Below are 20,778 nucleotides of genomic sequence, written 5' to 3'. Positions count from 1 at the left end.
TTGAATACTGTACCTTATGCCCGCTATTGCCACACCCCAAAGCAAACTCAATGCAAGAGGACTGCGGAGCCTAAGGATTAGGGTAGTTACAGCCCGGAAAGCCCCTGTGGGGCCTTTCTTTTCAAAGAAAGAACAGTCCTCACGGCACAGTGTAAAATCCGAGGTGGTTCCACGTGCAAAGCCATTTTTCGTGCACTACAGAGACTGAATACATATGTCGAATGTCAAGATAGACCCTTCCTGGCACAAACTGCTGTCGGGAGAGTTTGAAAAACCTTATTTTACCCAGCTGACCGCTTTCGTGCGCGAGCAGTATATGACTCATGTAGTCTACCCGCCTGCGGCGAATATTTTCCGGGCTTTCAACTGCTGCCCGGCCGACCGGCTCAAAGTGGTTATCATCGGGCAGGATCCGTATCACAACGAGGGACAGGCCAACGGCCTTTGTTTTTCCGTGGCGGCGGGGACACAGTTCCCGCCTTCGCTGCAAAATATTCTCAAGGAGGTGTCGGACGATACGGGGGTGCCGTATCCGACTACGGGCGAGCTGGATCGCTGGGCGCAGCAGGGGGTGCTGATGCTCAACGCGGTGCTGACGGTGCAGGCGCACAGCCCGGCGTCCCATGCGGGACGGGGCTGGGAGGAGTTTACGGATGCGGTGGTGCGGGCTATTGCGCTGCAGAAAAAACATGTGGTCTACATGCTGTGGGGCTCCTATGCCCAGAAGAAGGCGGCGGTGGTGAATCCGGCGGAAAACTGTATCCTGACGGCACCGCACCCGTCGCCGCTGTCGGCGTTCCGGGGGTTCTTCGGCTGCCGGCATTTCAGCAAGGCTAACGAATATCTCGTTTCGACGGGACAGGAACCGATCGTCTGGTAATCCGCTATCTTCGCCTCATTCAGAACTTTCGTTTAATCACTACCCTATGTTTGAGGGTACTGTTCTTTTTGTGAACAAAAAGAACCAAAAAAACTTTTTGAGATGCTAACGCATCTCTTGAGCCTGCCGGATACCCTGGTCTTCGATTTGTCGGGGTGCGGGGAATCGGGCCGGTTAGGTACGAGCCTCATTATATCGGCCCGATTCCCGTACCCCGAACCAAATGCAATGCAAGAGGACTGCGGAGCGTAAGGAGTAGCGTAGCTTCACAAAAGTCTGTTGGGTACCTTTTCTTCAGAATCGACGCTGCCAGCGAGAGCAAAGCGGGCTTGCACGCTCTGCCGAGCAGCGAGGAGAAAAACGAGCGAAGCGAAGTTAAAAGGAACAGTTCCCTCAAACATAGGGTAGTGATTGAACGAACGATTTAAAAGATAATACATGGAGATCGATTATCTGAGAGAGCTTAACGGCCCACAGCGCAGCGCCGTCGAAAACTACGAGGGTCCCTCGCTGATCATCGCCGGCGCCGGATCCGGCAAGACCCGCGTGCTCACGATGCGCATCGCCCACATGTTGCAGCAAGGCATCTCGCCGCACCATATTATGGCCCTGACCTTCACCAACAAAGCCGCCCGCGAGATGCGCGACCGCGTGGCAAAGATATTGCCCTACGACGCCGTGCGTGGGCTGTGGATGGGGACTTTCCACTCGCTGTTTTGCCGGATACTGCGCGCCGAGGCACAGCTGCTCGGATTTCCCGAAGCCTTCACCATTTACGACACCGCCGACAGCCGGAACGTCGTCAAAGCCATCGTGCGGCAGTTAGAACTGCCCGACGAACAATACAAACCCAACGAAGTTTATGCACGCATTTCGCTGGCCAAGAACAACTTAGTTCTGCCCGAAGCATACGCCGCCAACGCCACCTTCACCGGTGAAGACGCACGGGCCAAACGGCCCCGGCTGGCGGAAGTCTATGCCGCCTACATGCGCCAGTGCAGGCAGAACGGAGCCATGGACTTCGACGACCTGCTGCTCTACATGAACGTCCTGCTGCGCGACCACCCGGAAGTGACGCAGAAATACGGCGAACAGTTTCAATATATCCTCGTGGACGAGTACCAGGACACCAACTACTCGCAGTACCTGATCGTCAGAAAACTGGCCGGCGTGCGGCGGAACATCTGCGTGGTGGGCGATGACTCGCAGAGCATCTACTCATTCCGCGGCGCGCGGATCGAGAACATCCTGCGGTTCCAGAAAGACTACCCCGAGGCCAAAATTTTCAAATTGGAGCAGAACTACCGTTCGACCCGGACGATCGTCGAGGCCGCCAACAGCGTGATCGAAAAGAACAGCCGCAAACTGCCCAAACACCTCTTCTCCGAAAACGAGCAGGGGGAGCCGATCCGGGTGATCTGCGCCTTGAGCGACAAGGAAGAGGCCCAGCGCGTGGCCGCCGACATTCATACGACCCTGTACGGACGACAGGCCTCGCCGGAAGACTTCGCCGTGCTGTACCGCACCAATGCCCAGTCGCGCGTGATCGAAGAATACTTGCGGGGCAACAACATACCGTACCGGATATACGGAGGGCAGTCGTTCTACCAGCGGGCCGAGATCAAAGATGCGCTGGCTTACCTGCGGTTAGCGATCAACCCGCGCGACGACGAGTCCCTCAAACGGATCATCAACGTGCCGGCGCGGGGGATCGGGGAAACGTCGGTCTCGAAGATCGTCGCGGCGGGGCAGGCCGAAGGGATTTCCATGTGGGAGGTGCTGCTGCGGCATAGGCCGGACGAGCTCGGGATTCGCGGCGGAGCGGTCAAAAGCATAGGAGCTTTCGTAAAGAACTTTACCGACTTGTTCCGGCGCTCGGGCGAGATGGATGCCTACGAATTAGCGATGGAAGTGATGGCGCGGTCGGGGTTGGTGGCGCATTATAAAGACAGCCCGTCGGTCGAGGACGAGTCGAGGCTCCAGAATGTCGAGGAACTGGTCAATTCGATCAAAGAGTTTGTCGACACCCAGGGCATGCAGGCCGAGGAGACCGAGGAACTTGTCGCAGGCGGGGAAAATCCTCCGGCGGAGAATGGTGCTGAGACCAGACTGGTGACGTTGGACCGGTGGCTGCAGGACATCGCTCTGCTGACCGATATGGACAACAGCAAGGAGGACGACACGCCGCGCGTGACGCTGCTCACGGTGCATGCCTCGAAAGGGCTGGAATTCAAATATACCTATATCGTGGGGTTGGAGGAGAACCTTTTCCCGAGCCAGCACGGTGCTTCGTCGGCAGAGGAGATCGAGGAGGAGCGTCGGCTGTTCTACGTGGCCTTGACGCGGGCGGAGAAACGGGCGACGCTGAGCTTCGCCCTTTCGCGGTTCAAGTGGGGCAGCGTGGTGCCGTCGCAGGCGAGCCGCTTTATCCGGGAGATCGACCCGAAATACCTCGACATGCCGGCGATGCCGGAGCCGATCGGCGGTTTCGAGACGGACGGTGATGCGGGGTTGCGGAACCGGTGGAATGCGGCGGGGGGCATCGGTTCGCGTCCGGGAACGGTAACGGAAGACCCGAGGCCGGCTTTTCAGCGCTATCAACGGCGGACGGCACAGGCTTCGGGTGCTTCGGGCTCTGCGGACGGGGCTTCTTCCGGCAGGGCGGGCCGGCAGGTGCCGCCGGCGGGGTTCCGGCGGGTCGATGCGCGGCCGGCGGCGGTGCCGGAGGGAAAACCGCTCGACTCGGCGGGCGATTTGACAGTGGGGGCGCGTGTGGCGCACGGCCGTTTCGGGATCGGCACGGTGACGGCGTTCGAGCAGACGACGACGGATACGAAGGTGACGGTGCGGTTCGAGGCGGCGGGAACCAAAACGCTGCTCTTGAAGTTCGCCCGGCTGCGGCTGATCTGAGGCGGCTGCGGCTTGGCCGCATAAGGGCGGATGTTTTTTCGGGACTGACTGACGCGTGCGATGATCCGTTATCCGGTATGATCGGGTTTCTTAATAATACAAGCGAAGGGGCTGCTATGCGGCAGCCCCTTCGCTTGTACTTTGCCTGTAGAGTTCAAAATCGGTATTTCAACCCCACGCCGCACCCGAGGAATGTCCCCCGATAGGTGATCTTGTCATGTCCCGAACCATCGTCGCCGATGCAAGGATTCACATGGATCTCCGGTTGCAGGATCAACCCCCGGTAGAGCGGAATATCCTTGCTGAAGCGCAGTACGAAGCCATACAGATTGCGTCCATCATCATACGCAATGATTGCTCCGCCGCCGGATTGTTTCTGGCTGGAAATATTGAAATCGGCGTTGAATCCCGCCGAAACGTCGAAAATCCGAGAATAAAACCGGTACAGCAACCGCGCGGAAACCGACCGATTACGCCAAACGAAATCGTGTCGCTCCCTGAGCTGCTGACTAATGCCGCGGTAATAGACTCCGACTTCAACTCCATCGCGTCGCGACAACTGGGCTTGGAAATTCACCCCGAAAGTCGGGTAAAAGCGATTTCCCGGATCGGAGTCATCAATACTTCCTTTCTGAGACAAACACCACTCCGGCGTAAAATCGAAACCGACCGAAAAGCGCGGTTTGAACTTACCCGATTCCGAAAGACCGCCGTTCTGTGCCGCCAGCGGCAGCGTCATCAACACCGCTACAAAACTCAATATCAAGTGTCGAAAAGTTTTCATAAGGCAATTTGTTTAAATATCGAATTTACAGACAATCGGCTACAGCGGACGTATGCCGGCAACCATTCTGTTGTTTTTACTGTAATCTTTATCAGAACCCGTTGGCTTGAACACTTTTGTCGAGGTCCAACAATCTCCGCTTCCGCTCCATCCCCAGTTGCAGTGAATTCCGTAAACCGGATAACCCTCTTCACGCGTTTCAACCTCCATATGGATAATCTCGCCTCTCCAATCATAATAATAAACCGTGTAGTTCCGGAAAGTATGCCAAGCCTCGCTCCCATTGATTACCCAAGCATGAGACCTGATCCGTTTTTGTTTTCTCCACGGGCATAAATAGGCCCTTCGATTTCTGACACACTCAATTCGGTCAATTGCCCACAAGTATAACCGAAATTGGCAAAGGTGCGCGGAACATTATCGGAAAAAGCACCGCTACCACCTATTTTGTAATTCATGTTCAAATTGGCTGGCAATCCCAGGGCCCAGAACAGTTGCCCTAAATCCAAACGCCCCGCTTCGGTAGAAGCTCCATATGTAGAAAATTCACCCCAACGATAAGTATGCCCATTGTAACTCCCTTTTTTATGGTAATTCATAATCTGGGCTACCGCCGTCGCCACGCATCCTACAGGATAATTTTGGCCCGTATTTTGTTGAATAATGGAATTGTACGGAGCGTATTGATCCCATTTCGTACTCAGCAACGGGCCGATACGCGGCCCTAATTCCGTCCAAGTCTCTCCTTGCGGTTCGACTCGAATATTCGTAAATTCCCCGTTATGATCTTCCGCCCAGCCTTTCGTCGCACCGCCCCGGGCATCAAGCCCTAATTTCTTGCACAAAACCACATAAATCGAATCGCCTCGCAAACTCTCGACCCGCTCGACTTCGGCCGCCACATAATCTGTCATACACGACATCGCATAACGAAATCCCGGATTCGTTTGCGCCTCGGCAAACGAACTCTCGTCCGAATAACAGAGAATTTTTTCCTGAGTTCTGATGTCGCTGGAAACCAACACATAACCGTCAGTTCCTATGCCAACGACATAGATTTTGGCAGTCGTCTCCTTTTCGGCAGCGTCGCCGCTTTTGGTTACGGCGGGATAGACTGCGACGATCGAATCAATTACTTGCGGCCTATCATCGGAAACTTTAGTTCCCGTTTCCGAACGCGCTGCGAGCAAAGACCGTGCATAACCAACTGCTTCTTCATGTGAAATCGTGTGGTTGTCCGAAAGCAATGGCAACCGTTCCGCTTCTTCGATCGTCAGTGTGATTTTGTTCTGTTGCGGAACTTCCGGTTCCGATAAGGATGTTTTTTGACAGGCAGAAAATGATACAATCATCCCTACCCCAAGCAGCAAACAGTTTTTCATAACTATGAAGTGTTAGTAGTCCTCGTAAATATACGAAAAAGCGTTTGGAAAACAAAATCATAAGTCTGTCGGAGTGTTTGTGAAAAATTTCCTATATTTATAGGCGGAATCCGGATCGGAGGATTCGAAAACGCATGTTATAAAACCCGCTTGTTATGAAAAAATACCCCACCAACGAGATCAAAAACATCGTTCTGCTCGGCGCTTCGGGCGCCGGGAAAACCACGCTGGCCGAGGCGATGGCCTACGAAGGACGGGTCGTCGAAAGACGCGGAACCGTCGAAGGGGAAAACACCCTCTCGGACTATACCGACATAGAGCACCAGTACAAGCATTCGATCTTTTCCACGGTCTTGTATACGGAATTCAACGGCTACAAACTCAATATTCTCGACACGCCGGGGGCCGACGATTTTTGCGGCGCACTCTTCTCGTCGTTCAAGGTGGCCGACGTGGGAGTGATGCTGCTCAACGCCCAGAACGGCTTCGAGGTGGGGACGGAAATTCAGGCGAGATATGCGCGGCGGCACGAAAAACCGGTGATCGCGGCAGTCAACCAACTCGATGCCGAAAAAGCCAATTGGGAGCAGACCATCGAAGAGTTGAAAGCCAATTCCGAAGCGCCGATCGTCGTGGTGCAGTATCCGGTCAATCCGGGGCCGGGCTTCGACGCTTTCGTGGATGTGCTGATGATGAAGATGTACCGCTTCAAAGGGGATACGGGCGAGCGCGAGGAGCTGCCGATTCCGGAGAGCGAGATGGAACGGGCGCGGGAGCTCAACAAAGCGCTGGTCGAGGCGGCGGCGGAAAATGACGAGGCGTTGATGGAACTCTACTTCGACAAGGGGACGCTGACGCAGGACGAAATGCGGTCGGGGATCAAGTTAGGGCTGGCCAAGCGGGACTTGGTGCCGGTGTTCTGCCTGTCGGGGCGGCGGGACATCGGGGTGAAACGGCTGATGGAATTCGTTATCAACGTGGCGCCGGGGCCGCTCAAGGCACCGAACTTCCGCTTGATCGGAGGGGGAGATGTGCAGGCGGATGCGGCGGGGCCGGTGTCGATCTTTGTCTTTAAGACCGCGGTGGAACCGCACGTGGGCGAAGTGGCATTCTTCCGGGTGATCAGCGGGACGCTGGCCGAAGGGATGGAACTCACGAACATGGCCACGGGGAACCGGGAAAAGATCGGGCAGATTTTTGTGAGTGCGGGGCGGAACCGGACGAAAGTGACAGAGCTTTGCGCGGGGGACATCGGGTGTACGGTGAAGCTCAAGGCGACGCGGGTGAACCACACGCTGAACGGGCCGGGGGCGGACTGGCAGATCAACCTGATCGGCTTCCCGAAACCGCGGTTCCGGACGGCGGTGCGGGCCAAGAACAGCGCGGAGGATGAAAAGTTAGGCGAACTGCTCATTCGGGCGACCTACGAGGACCCGTCGATCGGGGTCGAATACTCGAAGGAGCTGAAGCAGACGATTCTGTCGGGGCAGGGCGAACACCACCTCAACATCCTCAAGGCGCAGTTAGCGGGGACGCATAAAGTAGAGGTGGATTATCTGGCTCCGAAGGTGCCGTACCGCGAGACGATCACCAAAATGGCGGCGGCGTCTTATCGGCATAAAAAACAGTCGGGCGGGGCGGGACAGTTCGGCGAAGTGGCGTTAGTGATCGAACCGTACTATGAAGGGATGCCGGCGCCGTCGAAATACAAGATCGAGGGGCGGGAGCAGGTGATGAACATCAAATCCACCGAGGAGGTCGATCTGGAATGGGGCGGGAAATTAGTCTTTTGCAGCGCCATTGTGGGCGGGGCGATCGACGCGCGGTTCCTGCCGGCGATCATGAAGGGGATCATGGAGAAGATGGAGGAGGGGCCGCTGACGGGGTCGTATGCGAGGGATATTCGCGTGGTGGTTTACGACGGGAAGATGCACCCGGTGGACTCGAACGAAATTTCGTTCAAGCTGGCGGGGCGGAATGCTTTCAAGGAAGCCTTCCGGAATGCGGGGGCGAAGATCATGGAGCCGATCTACCAGATCGAAGTGCTGGCGCCGAGCGACAAGTTGGGGGATGTGATGAGCGACCTGCAGAACCGGCGGGCGATCATCGAGGGGATGACGAGCGAAAAGGGGTTCGAGACGCTGACGGCGCGGGTGCCGCTGGCCGAGATGAACCGTTACTCGACGTCGCTGAGCTCGCTGACGGGGGGGCGAGCTACCTATACGATGCGTTTTGCGGGCTACGAGCAGGTGCCGGCCGAAGTGCAGGACAAGCTGCTCAAGGCGTACTCGGATACCGATAAGGACGAATAGTTTTGGGGCCGGTCGCGGTTTTCAGAGGCCGCGACGATACGAAAAGAAGCGCCTTTCCTCCCGGCTCGACAGAGCTTAGGGGATGAAAGGCGCTTCTTTTTCTGCGCGCGTTGCAAAAAGAGCGTCGAGCCTGCCTAAAGACAGGACCCGCACTATTTTACAACAGCAGCCGAGTCGCAAGCGGTGGTATCGCAAGCTGCGCTATCGCAAGCTACGGTATCCACAACTACGGTTTCGGTCATTTCCACTACAGCAGCAGCGGTAGAATCAGCATTTTCGGTGTTGGCTGCGCCATTGCCACAAGCTGCGAAACCGGCAGCGATAGCTGCTACACAAGCAAATTGGAAAAGTTTTTTCATAGCGGTATGAATTGAATGTTGTTAAAACCGGTGCAAAGATATACGTTTTTCGACAAAATGATACTCTATAATAAATTTTTTTTAAAAGATTAACCGTTTGATAGACAGCCGTTAATTGGGCGCTCATACGAACAAAACGCAAAACCGGGAATATACGCCCCGCAAAAAATTGCAAATGGGGCTTCCGTTTCCCGCTCCGGGGAATAAAATTGTATCTTTGCGGCGTTGATTTCCGAAACGAACAGGCAGGTTATGGGCAGTCCGAAATTCAATCTTGCGGTACGGCAGGGACAAGGCAAATTTCACATCGAAACCTACGGGTGTCAGATGAATCAGAACGACAGCGAAGTCGTGGCGGCAGTGATGCGGCAGGGCGGGTTTGAATACACCCCGTCCATAGACGAAGCGGACGTGGTGCTGGTCAACACCTGCGCCATCCGCGACAATGCGGAACAACGCATCTGGGGGCGGCTGGCCGAGTTCCGGGGATTGAAAAAACGGAAACCGTGGCTGCTGGTAGGGATTCTCGGCTGCATGGCCGAGCGGCTCAAAGACAAGCTGATCGAAAAGGAGAAGATCGTGGACATCGTCGTGGGGCCGGACGGCTACCGCACCCTGCCGGAATTGGTGCGGCAGGCGGCGGAGGGAGGCAAGGCGGTGAACGTGCTGCTCTCGCGCGAGGAAACCTATGCCGAGATCAGCCCCGTGCGGCTCGACAAGAACGGGGTCACGGCGTTCGTGAGCATCATGCGGGGGTGCAACAACATGTGCGCATACTGCGTGGTGCCTTACACCCGCGGCGTGGAGCGCAGCCGCGATGCGGAGACGATCCTGGCCGAAGTGCGGGACTTGTTCGGACGGGGCTATCGCGAAGTGACTTTGCTGGGGCAGAACGTCAATTCCTACCGCTACGGCGATCTGAATTTCGCCCAGCTGCTGGCTCGGGTCGCGGCGGTGTCGCCGCTGCTCAGGGTGCGGTTCGCCACCTCGCACCCAAAAGACCTCTCGGACGAGCTGATCGAGACCATCGCGGCGTGGCCGAACATCTGCCGGGCGATCCACCTGCCGGCTCAGTCGGGGTCGTCGCGGATGCTGGAGCTGATGAACCGCAGGTACACGCGCGAGTGGTATCTCGACCGGATCGCTGCAATCCGCCGCCGGCTGCCGGACTGTTCGATCTCGACCGACCTGATCGCGGGGTTCTGCACGGAGACGGACGAAGATCATGCGCAGACGCTGTCGCTGATGCGCGAGGTGGGCTACGAGTTCGCCTATATGTTCAAATACTCCGAGCGGCCGGGAACGAAAGCGCAGCGCACGATGGCGGACGACGTGCCGGAGGAGGTGAAGACGGTGCGGCTGACGGAGATCATCAAATTGCAGAACGAGTTGTCGCTGGCGTCGAACCGGCGGGACGTGGGGCGCCATTTCGAGGTGCTGATCGAGGGGACTTCCAAACGGTCGGCGGACGAGGTGTGCGGGCGGACATCGCAGAACAAGGTGGTGATCCTGCCGAAGATGAATTTCCTGCCGGGGGATTATGTGCATGTCCTGATTACGGACTGCACGTCGGCGACGCTCATCGGCACGCCGCTCTGCTGACAGGGGCGGGACGGCATGCCCGGGGCGCGGCGACCTACATATATATAAAAAGGATAAGGCCTTGCATCTGCAAGGCCTTATTCAGTCGTTTGCCGGCCGGAATTACGCTTTGAGCGTCTCGATCAACTGCGGCATCATCGTCCAGATCGTGTTCTCGGTCTGAGCGGTGAAGAAATGACCGTCGATCACCGACTTTTCGTCCGTCGCCGTGCCTTGCCGGATCGCGGCCTTGGCCAGCGGGTGCACGGCCAGCCGTTTCCCGGCGGCGACCCCGGCGAGGTCGAACATCATCCCGGCAGCACAGTGCCCGATCATCAGTTTGCCTTGCTCGCCGAATGTTTTCAGCACCTCCATCAAGTCGACATTCCAGGGTTCCGAAGCGTGCTGGCCGAACACCGGCACCGCGTCGCCGCAAGCGAAGACCACCGCGTCGTATTCGTCCTCACGGCCTTTCAGGTTCGCTATCACATCGTTCACTGTCAGGCCCAGGCCCGAATTGGTCCGGATCTCTTTGCTCCCGGCCACGGCATAGACCGTGTACGGGATTTTGTTCTCGTAAAAAGCCTCCAGATACTGAAACAGTCCCATGCCGTTGACCGGATCGACCGCCAGGACGGCTGCATGCTTTGCCATAATCGTCGTGTTTTTGAATGAAACAATGGTTATTTATCGCAAGTCAGTTACTTTTGCGATGTAAAGATAGGCTCCTTCCGCGGCGGAAACAAGAACGTACAACGGAATAACGGACTTATCCGGAGGTAACTATCGTTGAATCACAATCGGATGGAAATAGAAAAAAAAGTGCAGCATTTTCTCCCGTCGGCGGATTGTCCGGTGCGCAACATCCTGGCGCGGCTCGGCGACAAGTGGTCGATCTTGGTGTTAGTGACGCTGGACGCGAACGGGACGATGCGATTCGGCGAAATACAGAAGTCCATCGGAGATATATCGCAGCGGATGTTGACCGTGACGCTGCGCACCCTGGCCGAAGACGGGCTTCTTGTGCGGACGGCCTATCCGGAAATTCCGCCCCGCGTCGAATACCGCCTGACGCCGACCGGGAAGAGCCTGATGCCCCATGTGAATGCCTTGGTGGAATGGGCGCTCGAGCACCTTCCGGCCATATTGAGCCGCCGGAATGCCGAAGAGAAAAGAGAATAAGCGATTAAAAATCTTATCTTTGTGCAGCTGACACCAATTCTTCAACAGGAAATCTTTTCGCATATGTTCAGACACTTTATCTGCGGTGCTCTCGTCACCGCTTGGCTGGCGGGGGCTTTCACCGCCTGCACGACCGCTTCGACCGACAGCGGAGAACGCGATCTGGCGCGCTATGTCGATCCCACGATCGGTTCCGCCGGCCACGGACATGTTTTCGTCGGAGCCAACGTGCCGTTCGGCGGAGTGCAGCTCGGCCCGACCAATATCACCGAAGGCTGGGACTGGTGCTCGGGCTACCATGCGAGCGACACCACGGTGATCGGTTTCGCGCACACCCACCTGAGCGGAACCGGGATCGGCGACAAAGGGGATATTCTCCTGATGCCGATCACCGGCACGGTGGCGACGCCGGTTAAGGCACGAACATACCTCTCCACGTATTCGCACGCCCGCGAGACGGCGCAGGCGGGGTATTACAAGACCCATCTCGACCGCTACGGAATCGACGCTGAGCTGACCGCCACGCCGCGTACCGGGTTTCACCGGTATACGTTTCCGGCTACAGACTCGGCGCGCGTGCTGATCAACCTGTATGACGGGATCGGCTGGGATGCGGCGTCACAACTCCGGATGGTGGCCGTGAACGACTCGACGGTCGAGGGGTACCGCCTTTCCAAAGGGTGGGCGCCGGACGACCGGGTCTATTTCGTGGCCGAATTTTCCAAACCGTTCGCCGGTTTGACCGTGTATGCGGATACGACCGTCATTCCGGCCCGGGACGGGCGGCCGGAACGGACAGTCGTGGTGCCGGATTCATACGGGATACTTGATTTCGGGCCGATGCCGCAGGGCGGACAGATCGAGGCCCGGGTCGCGATTTCTGGGGTGAGCATTGCGGGGGCCAAAGTGAACCTCGCTGCTGAAACCGAACGGGCCGACGGCACGGTGCGCTCGTTCGACGACACCCGTGCGGCGGCGCGGCAGGCGTGGAATGACCTGCTGGGGCATATGCGCGTCGAAAGCGACGATACGGCGCGCCTGAGGACTTTCTATACGGCGGTTTATCACGCCTCGTTCTTCCCAGCGGTATTCAACGACGTGACGGGCGAATACCGGGGGGCGAACGGCTACATCGAGACGGATTCCACCGATATTTATACCATTTTTTCGCTGTGGGACACCTATCGGGCGGCCCATCCGCTCTACACGATCACGGCGCCTGAACGGGTGGGGGATTTCGTGAACAGCTTCATCCATATATTCGAGCAGCAGGGGAAGGTGCCGGTGTGGCACCTGGCGGGGAACGAAACGGACTGCATGGTGGGGATCCCGTCGGTGCAGGTCGTGGCCGACGCGATTCTGAAGGGGATTCCGGGATTCGACGTGGAAAAGGCTTACAGTGCGATCGCGATGTATTCTCAGCTGAACGAGCGCGGCTTGAAACAGGTGCGCGAACGGGGCTACATTCCGGCGGACGAGGAGGGGGAATCGGTGGCCAAAGCGCTGGAATACTGCATCAGCGACTGGAGTGTCGCACAGGTGGCTAAAAAACTGGGCAAGCAGGAGGATTACGAATACTTCCTCGAACGGTCGAAAAACTATCGGCACTATTTCGACTCGACGGACTGCTTCATGAAGGGCCGCTTGGCGGACGGCAGCTGGCGCACGCCGTTCAACCCGAACTATTCGACCCACCGCGGGGATGACTATTGCGAGGGGAATGCCTGGCAGTACACGTGGTTGGTGCCGCATGATTTCGAGGGGCTGTTCGCGCTGTTCCCCTCTCCGGAGGCGGCGGAAGCGAAGTTGGACAGCACTTTTGCGGTGCCGTACGACGGGGGGCCGAATGCCTCGCCGGACATTTCGGGCCTGATCGGTCAGTATGCGCAGGGCAACGAGCCGAACCATTCGACGATCTACGCTTACGCTTACTTGGGCAAGCAGTGGAAGACGGCGCGGCTGGCGCGGCGGATCATGGACGAGTTTTTCGACGACACTGCCGGGGGGTTGTGCGGCAACGAAGACTGCGGCCAGATGTCGGCGTGGTATGTGTTCAATGCGCTGGGGTTCTATCCGGCGAATCCGGCGAACGGAGCGTTCGTGCTGGGCAGTCCGGTGTTCGACAAGGTGACGTTCCCGGTGGGCGGCGGACGGACGTTCACGGTGATCGCTGAGAATAACGGGTCGGAGAATATCTATATCCAGTCGGCGACGCTGAACGGGAAACCGTACACGAAGGCGTATATTACGTATCGGGATATTATGGACGGGGGTGAATTGAAGTTGGTGATGGGGCCGCAGCCGAACGAGGGGTTCGGGGCGGCGCCGGAGGATCGGCCGCGGTCGGTGATGCAGTGATTTATGCTGTTTCCCGCGGATCAATACAAGAAGCCGGATTCCTTTTGTCGGAATCCGGCTTCTTGTATTATTCCACGGTTATTTATGTACCGGCATTTTGGGGGAGAGGGGCATTTTTTCGGCTCGCGCCGGTGCCGACTTCCACAGGAGCCGCCTCTGCCCTAAATGGGGTGCGCGGTGAGGAAACCGGCTGGCAAAACAAACAAAGCCAAGTTAAAGAGAACAACTCCCTCTTATTGGGTAGGATAACCGGACGATTTATTCCCTGAACCGGAAGAACACCCCCAGCGGCAGCCGCTTCCCGAACGAATCCGTCACATACAGCTCCCCCTGTTCCGCCACGGCATCCGCTCGCGCAAGCTGCGGGAACACCGAATCCGCCAACGTCCGCGCCAACAGCGCCGAAAGCCCCATCGAATAGAGATTCAGCACCACGAAACACCCCCTCTCTTCGAGCAACTCCGCGCACAGCGACAACATCTCCCCGATCTGCTCCTCCAGCACCCACTTTTCCCCCTCCGTTCCCCGCCCGTACGACGGCGGGTCGAGGATAATCCCATGATACCTGCGTCCCCGCCGCACCTCGCGCCGCACGAACTTCATCGCATCCTCCACCACCCAGCGAACCCCCTCCAATCCCGACGCCTCCATATTTTCGCGCGACCACGTCACCGTCTGCCGCACCGAATCCACATGCGTCACCTCCGCCCCCCCCGCACAAGCCGCCAGCGAAGCGCCCCCCGTATAGGCAAACAGATTCAGCACCGCAGGCCGGATAACTCCCCCCGCCCGCAAACGCCGCACCGCATCGTAGATATAGTCCCAGTTCGCCGCCTGCTCCGGAAAAATCCCCACATGCTTGAACGAAGTCAGCCCCAACCTCATTTTCAGGTTCAGTCCCGCCGGATTGCGGTAGCCGATGAACCACTGCTGCGGCGTACCCCGTTTCAGGAGCCATTCGCCCCGATCCTCGCTCCCTTTGTTTTTACGGAAAATGGCTTCGGCGCGCGCTTCCCACTCCGCCTCCGGCAGCGATGTCGCCCACAGCGCCTGCGGTTCCGGCCGGGCGACGACCACCGCTCCGAATCGCTCTAACTTCCGGCCGCCGCCGCTGTCTATCAATTCATAGTCCCTCCACCCGTCCGGGGACATTAAAGTCATTTCCATACTAAAGACGGTTTCCTGTCAGTTCAAAATATAAAAGTAGTGTTAAAAATCGATATATTTGTGCCATACTGACCTGGAACCTATGAAAAAACTCCTGTCGGTCGCAACCTCTGCGATCCTGTTCGCCGCGTGCGGCTCCAGTCGCGAGCCGGCGCAATACGTCGATCCGTTCATCGGCACCGACGCCCACGGCCACACCTTTCCCGGCGCGGCCACTCCTTTCGGGCTGGTGCAACTGTCGCCCGACACCGATACCGAAGGATGGGACTGGTGTTCGGGTTATCATACCAGCGATTCGAGCATCATCGGCTTCTCGCATACCCACTTGAGCGGCACCGGCGGGGCGGATTTGGGCGACATTCTCCTGATGCCGGCCACCGGCCCCGTTCAGTTTGAACCCGGCACCAAGGCCGATCCGGGCGCAGGCTACCGCTCGCGTTTCAGCCACAAGAGCGAAAAGGCGCGGGCGGGATATTACAGCGTCTACCTCGAAGATCCGAGGGTGAAAGCCGAACTGACCGCCACGCCGCATACCGGCGTGCATCGCTATATCTTTGAAAGCACCACCAACCAGCACGTCATCATCGACCTGCGGCACGGGATACAGGACCACGTGCACAGCGCGGCGTTCCGGCAGGTGGATGCCCGGACGATCGAAGGGTGGCGGCGCTCCACAGGATGGGCGGCGGATCATACGATCTATTTCCGTGCCGAGTTTTCGGAGCCGATTCATGAAATTCGGGCACGGATCGACGGCGTCGACACGGCTGGGATCAATGCCGGCGAGGGGGAAAGAGTGGTGCTGGCGGTTTTCCCGAGCGGTCATTCCAAAGAGATCGAGGTGCGGGTCGGCATTTCGGCAGTCGATCTCGACGGCGCGGCGGCCAATCTGAAAGCGGAGGCTTCGGGACGGAAATTCGACCGGATAGTCGATGCGGCCGAGGAGAGCTGGAACCGTGAATTGGGGCGGATTGCAGTCTCGGGCGGCAGCGACACGGACAAAAAGATTTTCTATACGGCTCTTTACCATGCTTTTACGGCGCCTTACCTCTTCTCGGACACCGACGGCCGGTACCGGGGGGCGGACGGCAGGATTCACCAGGGGGCAGGGACGGCTGCAAACGGTAGCGAAGACGCTCATTATACGGTTTTCTCGACGTGGGACACTTTCCGGGCGCTGCATCCGCTGCTGAGCCTCGTCCAACCGGAGGTGAACGGGGCGGTGGCGCGGTCGATGCTCCGTTATTACGAACAGACCGGGCGGCTGCCGGTGTGGGACCTGCATATGAACGAGAACAACTGCATGATTGGATACCACTCGGTGCCGGTCATCGCGGATGCTTATTTCAAGGGACAGCTGCCGGATTCGCTGGGAGCATTGGCATTGGAGGCGATGGTGCACAGCGCCATGCAGAACGATTACGGCGGATTGCCGTACTACCGCAGACTGGGCTATCTGCCGGCGGACAAGGAGAACAATTCGGTGTCGAAAGCGGTGGAGTATGCCTACGACGACTGGTGCATCGCGCAGATGGCGCAGCGGTTGGGGAACGACAGCTTGTACCGGGTTTTCATCCGGCGGGCGCAATCGTATAAGAATCATTTCGATCCGACGGACGGATTTTTCAAAGGGCGGCTTTCGACGGGGGCGTTCCGCACGCCGTTCGACCCGGCGGCGATCTCGATCCTCGGGCAGGGCGACTTTACGGAGGGAAATGCCTGGCATTACCGGTTTTTCGTGCCGCAGGACGTGACGACCCATATCGGGATGCTGGGCGGAGACAGCGCGTATGTGGCGGCGATCGACGCGATGTTCAGTGCGCCTTCCGCGACTGCCGACCATTCGCCGGACGTGTCGGGGCTGATCGGACAATATGCGCACGGGAACGAACCGTCGCATCAGGCGGCGTATCTCTACTCCTATGCCGGGGCGCCGTGGCGCACGCAGGAACGGGTGGCGGAGATCAAGCGGACGATGTACACGGCGGCGCGGGACGGCCTGTGCGGGAATGAGGACTGCGGCCAGATGTCGGCGTGGTACGTGCTGAGTGCGATGGGGTTCTATCCGGTGACGCCGGGGTCAGGGATTTATGTGCTGGGGACACCGACGTTCGAGCGGGTCGAAATCGCATCGCCGGCGGGCGGCAAACCTTTCGTTATCGAGGCGAAGGGGCTCGGTTCGGAGGGGAAAAATATTTATATCGAATCGGCGGAATGGGACGGGAAACCGTATACGAAGTCGTACATCACGCACGAGATGATCGAGCGGGGCGGTAAGTTGGTGCTGCACATGGGGAATCGACCGAACAGGGCGTTCGGCGCGGCGGCTGAGGATCGGCCGGTTTCTATCATTCCGGCGGAAGATGCGATGACGGCAGAACAGATGTTGTCGGAAGTGATTTTTGAACCGTATGTCGAAGATACGCTGCGGGTGTTCGGGCCGACGATGACGGTGCGGCCGAAACTCTTCCGCCGCGAGCCGGGGATGCGGATCGTCTATACTTCGGACGGCAGCGAACCGGGGCTTTCTTCGGCGGAGGCGGGGTCGCAGGGGATCGGACTGACGGGCGATACGAACCTGAAGCTGCGGGCGGTGGGATATGACGGGCGTATGAGCTATGTCAAGGACTACCGTTTTTACAAGAGTGTGCTGCGGGGTGCGGCGGTGACGCTGGAGCGGGAGCCTTCGGCGCCGTATGCGAACGGCGGGGCGGCGGCTCTGGTGGATTATGCGATGGGCGGCGACAGCTATGTCCGGCCTGAGTGGGTGGGGTTCAACGGGAATGATCTGGCGGGGGTGATCGACATGGGGCGGGTGCGGCATTTGTCTCATGTGGGGTTCAATGCGGCGAATGAACCGGGATCGTGGATCGTCCTGCCGCGGGATGCGATCTTCGATTTCTCTGCGGACGGAACGAATTTTTATCGACCGGTGGCGATTATTACCGAGGAGAGCCGAACGGCGGGCAGCGGTGCGCATTTCTTCGGAACGGCGATACCGGGCGGGGTGCGGGCGCGCTATATCCGGTTCGTGATCCGGAATGGGGAGTTGCCGGACTGGCATATCGGGAAGGGGAATCCGGCGTGGATGTTCGTGGACGAGATCACGGCGTACTGATTGTCGGTTAATGTTTTCGCGGCAGCGGGGCGTTCTCTTTTGCGGGAGGGTGTCGGGCGAGGACTATTTCTGCGCCGGAGATAGGGCGGTCGGACTGAGGATTAACAGTAGATTTATTTTGTACGTGTTCGGGAGGGAACAGCTCTCTTTAACTTCACTACGCTTCGCTTGTTTTGCCTCCGGCTTCCTCGCGCTACCTCGGCATAGCCCGCAAGCGGTCTTTGCCCTCGAAACGCTGCTCGGTTCCTCCTCTCCGCCAGACATGGCCGTGTTTTTATCGTATTCCCGTTCAAAAGCCATTTTCTATTCGAGCCATGACCAGAATCGAATTGCTGGCCCCGGCAGGAACGGCGGCCATCGGAAAGGCAGCCATAGATGCCGGGGCAGATGCGGTTTATATCGGCGCCGAACGTTTCGGCGCCCGGACAGCGGCAGGGAACAGCATGGACGACATCGCCGCTTTGGTGAAATATGCGCATGGTTTCGGAGCGAGAGTCTACCTGACGATGAACACCCTGCTGCTGGACGACGAACTGCCGGACGCGCAGCGAACAGCGTGGGCCGCATACGAAGCAGGCGTCGATGCGCTGATCGTCCAAGACATGGCTTTCACGCAGTTCGACCTACCCCCGATCGCACTGCACGCTTCGACCCAGACATTCAACCTCACCCCGCAGCGGGCGCTTTTCCTCGCCTCGGCAGGTTTTTCGCGCATCGTACTGGAACGCGGGGCTTCTTTAGCGCAAATCCGGAAGATCCGTTCGGCATTGCCCGATCATATCGAACTGGAAGCATTCGTACACGGCGCTATCTGCGTATCGTACAGCGGCCAGTGTTATCTGGGCCACGCGTTGTGCGGTCGGGGCGGCAACCGGGGCGCCTGCGCCCAGCCCTGCCGCTCGCAGTACAACTTGGTCAACGACCGGGGCGAGACGTTAATCCAAAACAAATGTCTGCTCTCGTTGCGCGATCTGAACCTGAGCGGCCGGTTAGAGGAGCTGATCGGGGCGGGAGTCTGTTCGCTCAAGATCGAGGGGCGTTTGAAAGAGGAGGATTATGTGGTCAACAACACGGCCTATTATCACCGGCTTCTCCATTCGTCCGGCGTTCCGCGTCTGTCGGCGGGGAAGGTGGCTTGCGGCTTCGAGCCGAACCCGTCCAAAAGTTTTTCGCGCGGGTTTACGACCTACTATTGGGACGGGAAGCGGGCCGGAGTGCTGGCACCGGAGGCCAAGTCGCTGGGGGAAGCCATCGGCAGGGTCTTGCAAAGCGACGGTCGCACACTGGTCTTGCGGCTCATGCCGGATAGGGTCGTGCACAACGGGGACGGCCTTTGTTTCCCGACCGGTTCGGGCCGATTGGAAGGCGCTTCGGTGAACCGGGCCGAAGGGAATCGGCTGCTCCTGAACAAAACAGTCGATGTGCCGCCGGGGACAGAGGTGTACCGGAACTTCGACCGCTCGTTCCGGCCTGCGGCCACGCGCAGCATCCCGACGACGGTCGTTTTTACCGGTTCGGCTGTCACGGCGACGGACGAAACGGGGATTTCGGCAACCGTTCCGCTGCCGGAGGATTACGACCCGGCTTTGAACCGGGAATTGGCGGAGAGAAACATCCGGAATGCTTTTTCAAAAAGCGGCGGAACGATTTTCGACATTACCGAGGTTTCCGTGCCGGAGGTTCCGGCCGGCCCGTTGCCGTTTATTCCGGCGGCGGAGCTGAACGGGTTGCGGCGCAGACTTTTAGAGGAGTTGCTGTCGGCGCGGTTGGCGGCGTACCGGCGACCGGAACCTTATCGGCGGCCGGATGCTGTCCTGTCGTTACCGCCGGGTATCCGAAGGGATTTCCGGGCCAATGTGGCGAATGCGCTGGCCGAAAAGTTCTATCGGGATGCGGGTTTTGAAATCGTCGAACGGGCATTGGAAGCACAGGACGATCCTGACTTGATCGGGCGGGAAGTGATGCGCACGCCCTACTGCATTCGGAGGGAAACGGGTAGGTGTCTCAAGGAATATCCGGAATGTCGGTCCGAGAAGCTGTTCCTGGAAAACAACGGGGTACGTCTGGAGTTGTCATTCCATTGTGCGGAGTGCGAAATGGGGATCATCTTCCAGGGAAAGGCTTAAGTTTGGCGATTATATGCTTTTTTATATACTTTTAGCACCGGCATTTTGGGGCATCTTTCGGCTCGGGCCGGTGCTGGGCGGCGTCGCAGAGACCGGCGGTTCTGGGAATCGCAATAACTAAAAATAAATAGTAGATTTATTTAGCAGCGTTTCGTGAGTGACTGTTCTTTCTTGAAAGAAAGGCCCCATAGGGGCTTTCTGGGCTGTAATTACCCGATTCCTTAGGCTTCGCAGTCCTCTTTCATTGCATTTGGTTCGGGGCGCGGGAATCGGGCCGATAATGGCTAAACCTCATGAGGTCGGCTCGATTCCCGCACCCCGACAAATCGAAGACAAGGGTATCCGGCAGGCTCAAGAGATGCGCAAGCATCTCAAAAAGTTTGGCTGCGCCTTCCTCCTGGCGCCTCGGCCATTCGAGCAAGCTCGATGGCTCTTGGCTGCTGTGTCGGTTTTCTGGTTCTCGCTAACTGCGCTGCGCTTGTTTTCCTCCTCGCCGCTCACCATAGTCCGCAAGCGGCCTCTGGATTCGCTGGCAGCGTCGGTTGTTCACAACCGAGCAGCGTTCCGAGTGCAGAGACCGCTTGCGGGCTATGCCGAGGTAGCGCGAGGAAAACAAGCG

The 20,778-nt window shown here is 58.2% G+C and carries 14 protein-coding genes; 9 read left to right on the top strand and 5 right to left on the bottom strand.

What is annotated here, in order from left to right:
* Window positions 1-214 precede the first annotated feature (214 nt).
* Together ung and Q0Z93_RS05130 are read left to right on the top strand one after the other, a co-directional pair.
* Window positions 215-880 (top strand): uracil-DNA glycosylase, encoded by a 666-nt coding sequence (gene ung, locus Q0Z93_RS05135; RefSeq protein ID WP_298063347.1) that lies wholly within the window; start codon window positions 215-217, stop codon window positions 878-880.
* A 438-nt stretch (window positions 881-1,318) separates the two neighbouring features.
* Window positions 1,319-3,790: a UvrD-helicase domain-containing protein gene (locus Q0Z93_RS05130; protein WP_298063345.1), complete on the top strand. Its 2,472-nt coding sequence runs from the start codon at window positions 1,319-1,321 to the stop codon at window positions 3,788-3,790.
* Window positions 3,791-3,944: 154 nt separating this feature from the next.
* On the opposite strand, the gene Q0Z93_RS05125 is transcribed toward Q0Z93_RS05130, so the two are convergent.
* Together Q0Z93_RS05125 and Q0Z93_RS05120 are read right to left on the bottom strand one after the other, a co-directional pair.
* Window positions 3,945-4,574, bottom strand: coding sequence for a hypothetical protein (locus Q0Z93_RS05125; RefSeq protein WP_298063343.1), 630 nt, complete (start codon window positions 4,572-4,574; stop codon window positions 3,945-3,947).
* A 287-nt stretch (window positions 4,575-4,861) separates the two neighbouring features.
* On the bottom strand, window positions 4,862-5,956 hold the full coding sequence (locus Q0Z93_RS05120) for a C10 family peptidase (RefSeq protein WP_298063341.1): 1,095 nt from the start codon (window positions 5,954-5,956) through the stop codon (window positions 4,862-4,864).
* Between the two features lie 155 nt (window positions 5,957-6,111).
* Here Q0Z93_RS05120 and Q0Z93_RS05115 point away from each other — a divergent pair, with 155 nt between their 5' ends.
* On the top strand, window positions 6,112-8,268 hold the full coding sequence (locus tag Q0Z93_RS05115) for an elongation factor G (RefSeq protein WP_298063339.1): 2,157 nt from the start codon (window positions 6,112-6,114) through the stop codon (window positions 8,266-8,268).
* Window positions 8,269-8,420: 152 nt separating this feature from the next.
* Here Q0Z93_RS05115 and Q0Z93_RS05110 read toward each other — a convergent pair whose 3' ends face one another.
* Window positions 8,421-8,627, bottom strand: a complete 207-nt coding sequence (locus tag Q0Z93_RS05110; protein WP_298063337.1) for a hypothetical protein — start codon at window positions 8,625-8,627, stop codon at window positions 8,421-8,423.
* Between the two features lie 252 nt (window positions 8,628-8,879).
* Here Q0Z93_RS05110 and miaB point away from each other — a divergent pair, with 252 nt between their 5' ends.
* Window positions 8,880-10,229 carry a tRNA (N6-isopentenyl adenosine(37)-C2)-methylthiotransferase MiaB gene (gene miaB, locus Q0Z93_RS05105; RefSeq protein ID WP_298063335.1) on the top strand — a complete coding sequence of 450 codons (1,350 nt, stop codon included), beginning with the start codon at window positions 8,880-8,882 and terminating at the stop codon, window positions 10,227-10,229.
* 102 nt (window positions 10,230-10,331) lie between these two features.
* Here the strand turns inward: miaB and Q0Z93_RS05100 are convergent, their stop codons facing one another.
* Window positions 10,332-10,862 (bottom strand): DJ-1/PfpI family protein, encoded by a 531-nt coding sequence (locus Q0Z93_RS05100; RefSeq protein ID WP_298063332.1) that lies wholly within the window; start codon window positions 10,860-10,862, stop codon window positions 10,332-10,334.
* A 168-nt stretch (window positions 10,863-11,030) separates the two neighbouring features.
* On the opposite strand from Q0Z93_RS05100, the gene Q0Z93_RS05095 reads away from it, so the two are divergent.
* Window positions 11,031-11,390, top strand: coding sequence for a helix-turn-helix domain-containing protein (locus tag Q0Z93_RS05095; RefSeq protein WP_298063349.1), 360 nt, complete (start codon window positions 11,031-11,033; stop codon window positions 11,388-11,390).
* Between the two features lie 63 nt (window positions 11,391-11,453).
* Entirely contained in the window at window positions 11,454-13,748 is a 2,295-nt protein-coding gene (locus Q0Z93_RS05090) for a GH92 family glycosyl hydrolase (protein ID WP_298063330.1), read from the top strand.
* Window positions 13,749-14,006: 258 nt separating this feature from the next.
* Here the strand turns inward: Q0Z93_RS05090 and Q0Z93_RS05085 are convergent, their stop codons facing one another.
* Window positions 14,007-14,915, bottom strand: a complete 909-nt coding sequence (locus Q0Z93_RS05085) for a class I SAM-dependent methyltransferase (RefSeq protein ID WP_298063328.1) — start codon at window positions 14,913-14,915, stop codon at window positions 14,007-14,009.
* An 82-nt stretch (window positions 14,916-14,997) separates the two neighbouring features.
* On the opposite strand from Q0Z93_RS05085, the gene Q0Z93_RS05080 reads away from it, so the two are divergent.
* From Q0Z93_RS05080 to Q0Z93_RS05070, 3 genes are all read left to right on the top strand, one after another.
* A complete protein-coding gene (locus Q0Z93_RS05080) occupies window positions 14,998-18,033 on the top strand; it encodes a GH92 family glycosyl hydrolase (RefSeq protein ID WP_298063326.1) in 3,036 nt (1,011 codons plus the stop codon).
* A 314-nt stretch (window positions 18,034-18,347) separates the two neighbouring features.
* Window positions 18,348-20,159, top strand: a complete 1,812-nt coding sequence (locus Q0Z93_RS05075) for a U32 family peptidase (protein ID WP_298063324.1) — start codon at window positions 18,348-18,350, stop codon at window positions 20,157-20,159.
* A 280-nt stretch (window positions 20,160-20,439) separates the two neighbouring features.
* The coding region (locus Q0Z93_RS05070; protein WP_298063319.1) for a hypothetical protein at window positions 20,440-20,778 on the top strand (339 nt) is incomplete at its 3' end.

It is taken from the genome of uncultured Rikenella sp. (assembly GCF_947628055.1).
GTDB lineage: Bacteria > Bacteroidota > Bacteroidia > Bacteroidales > Rikenellaceae > Rikenella.
The sequence above is the reverse complement of the archived record's forward strand: the minus strand, read 5'-3'. Positions and strand labels throughout refer to the sequence as shown.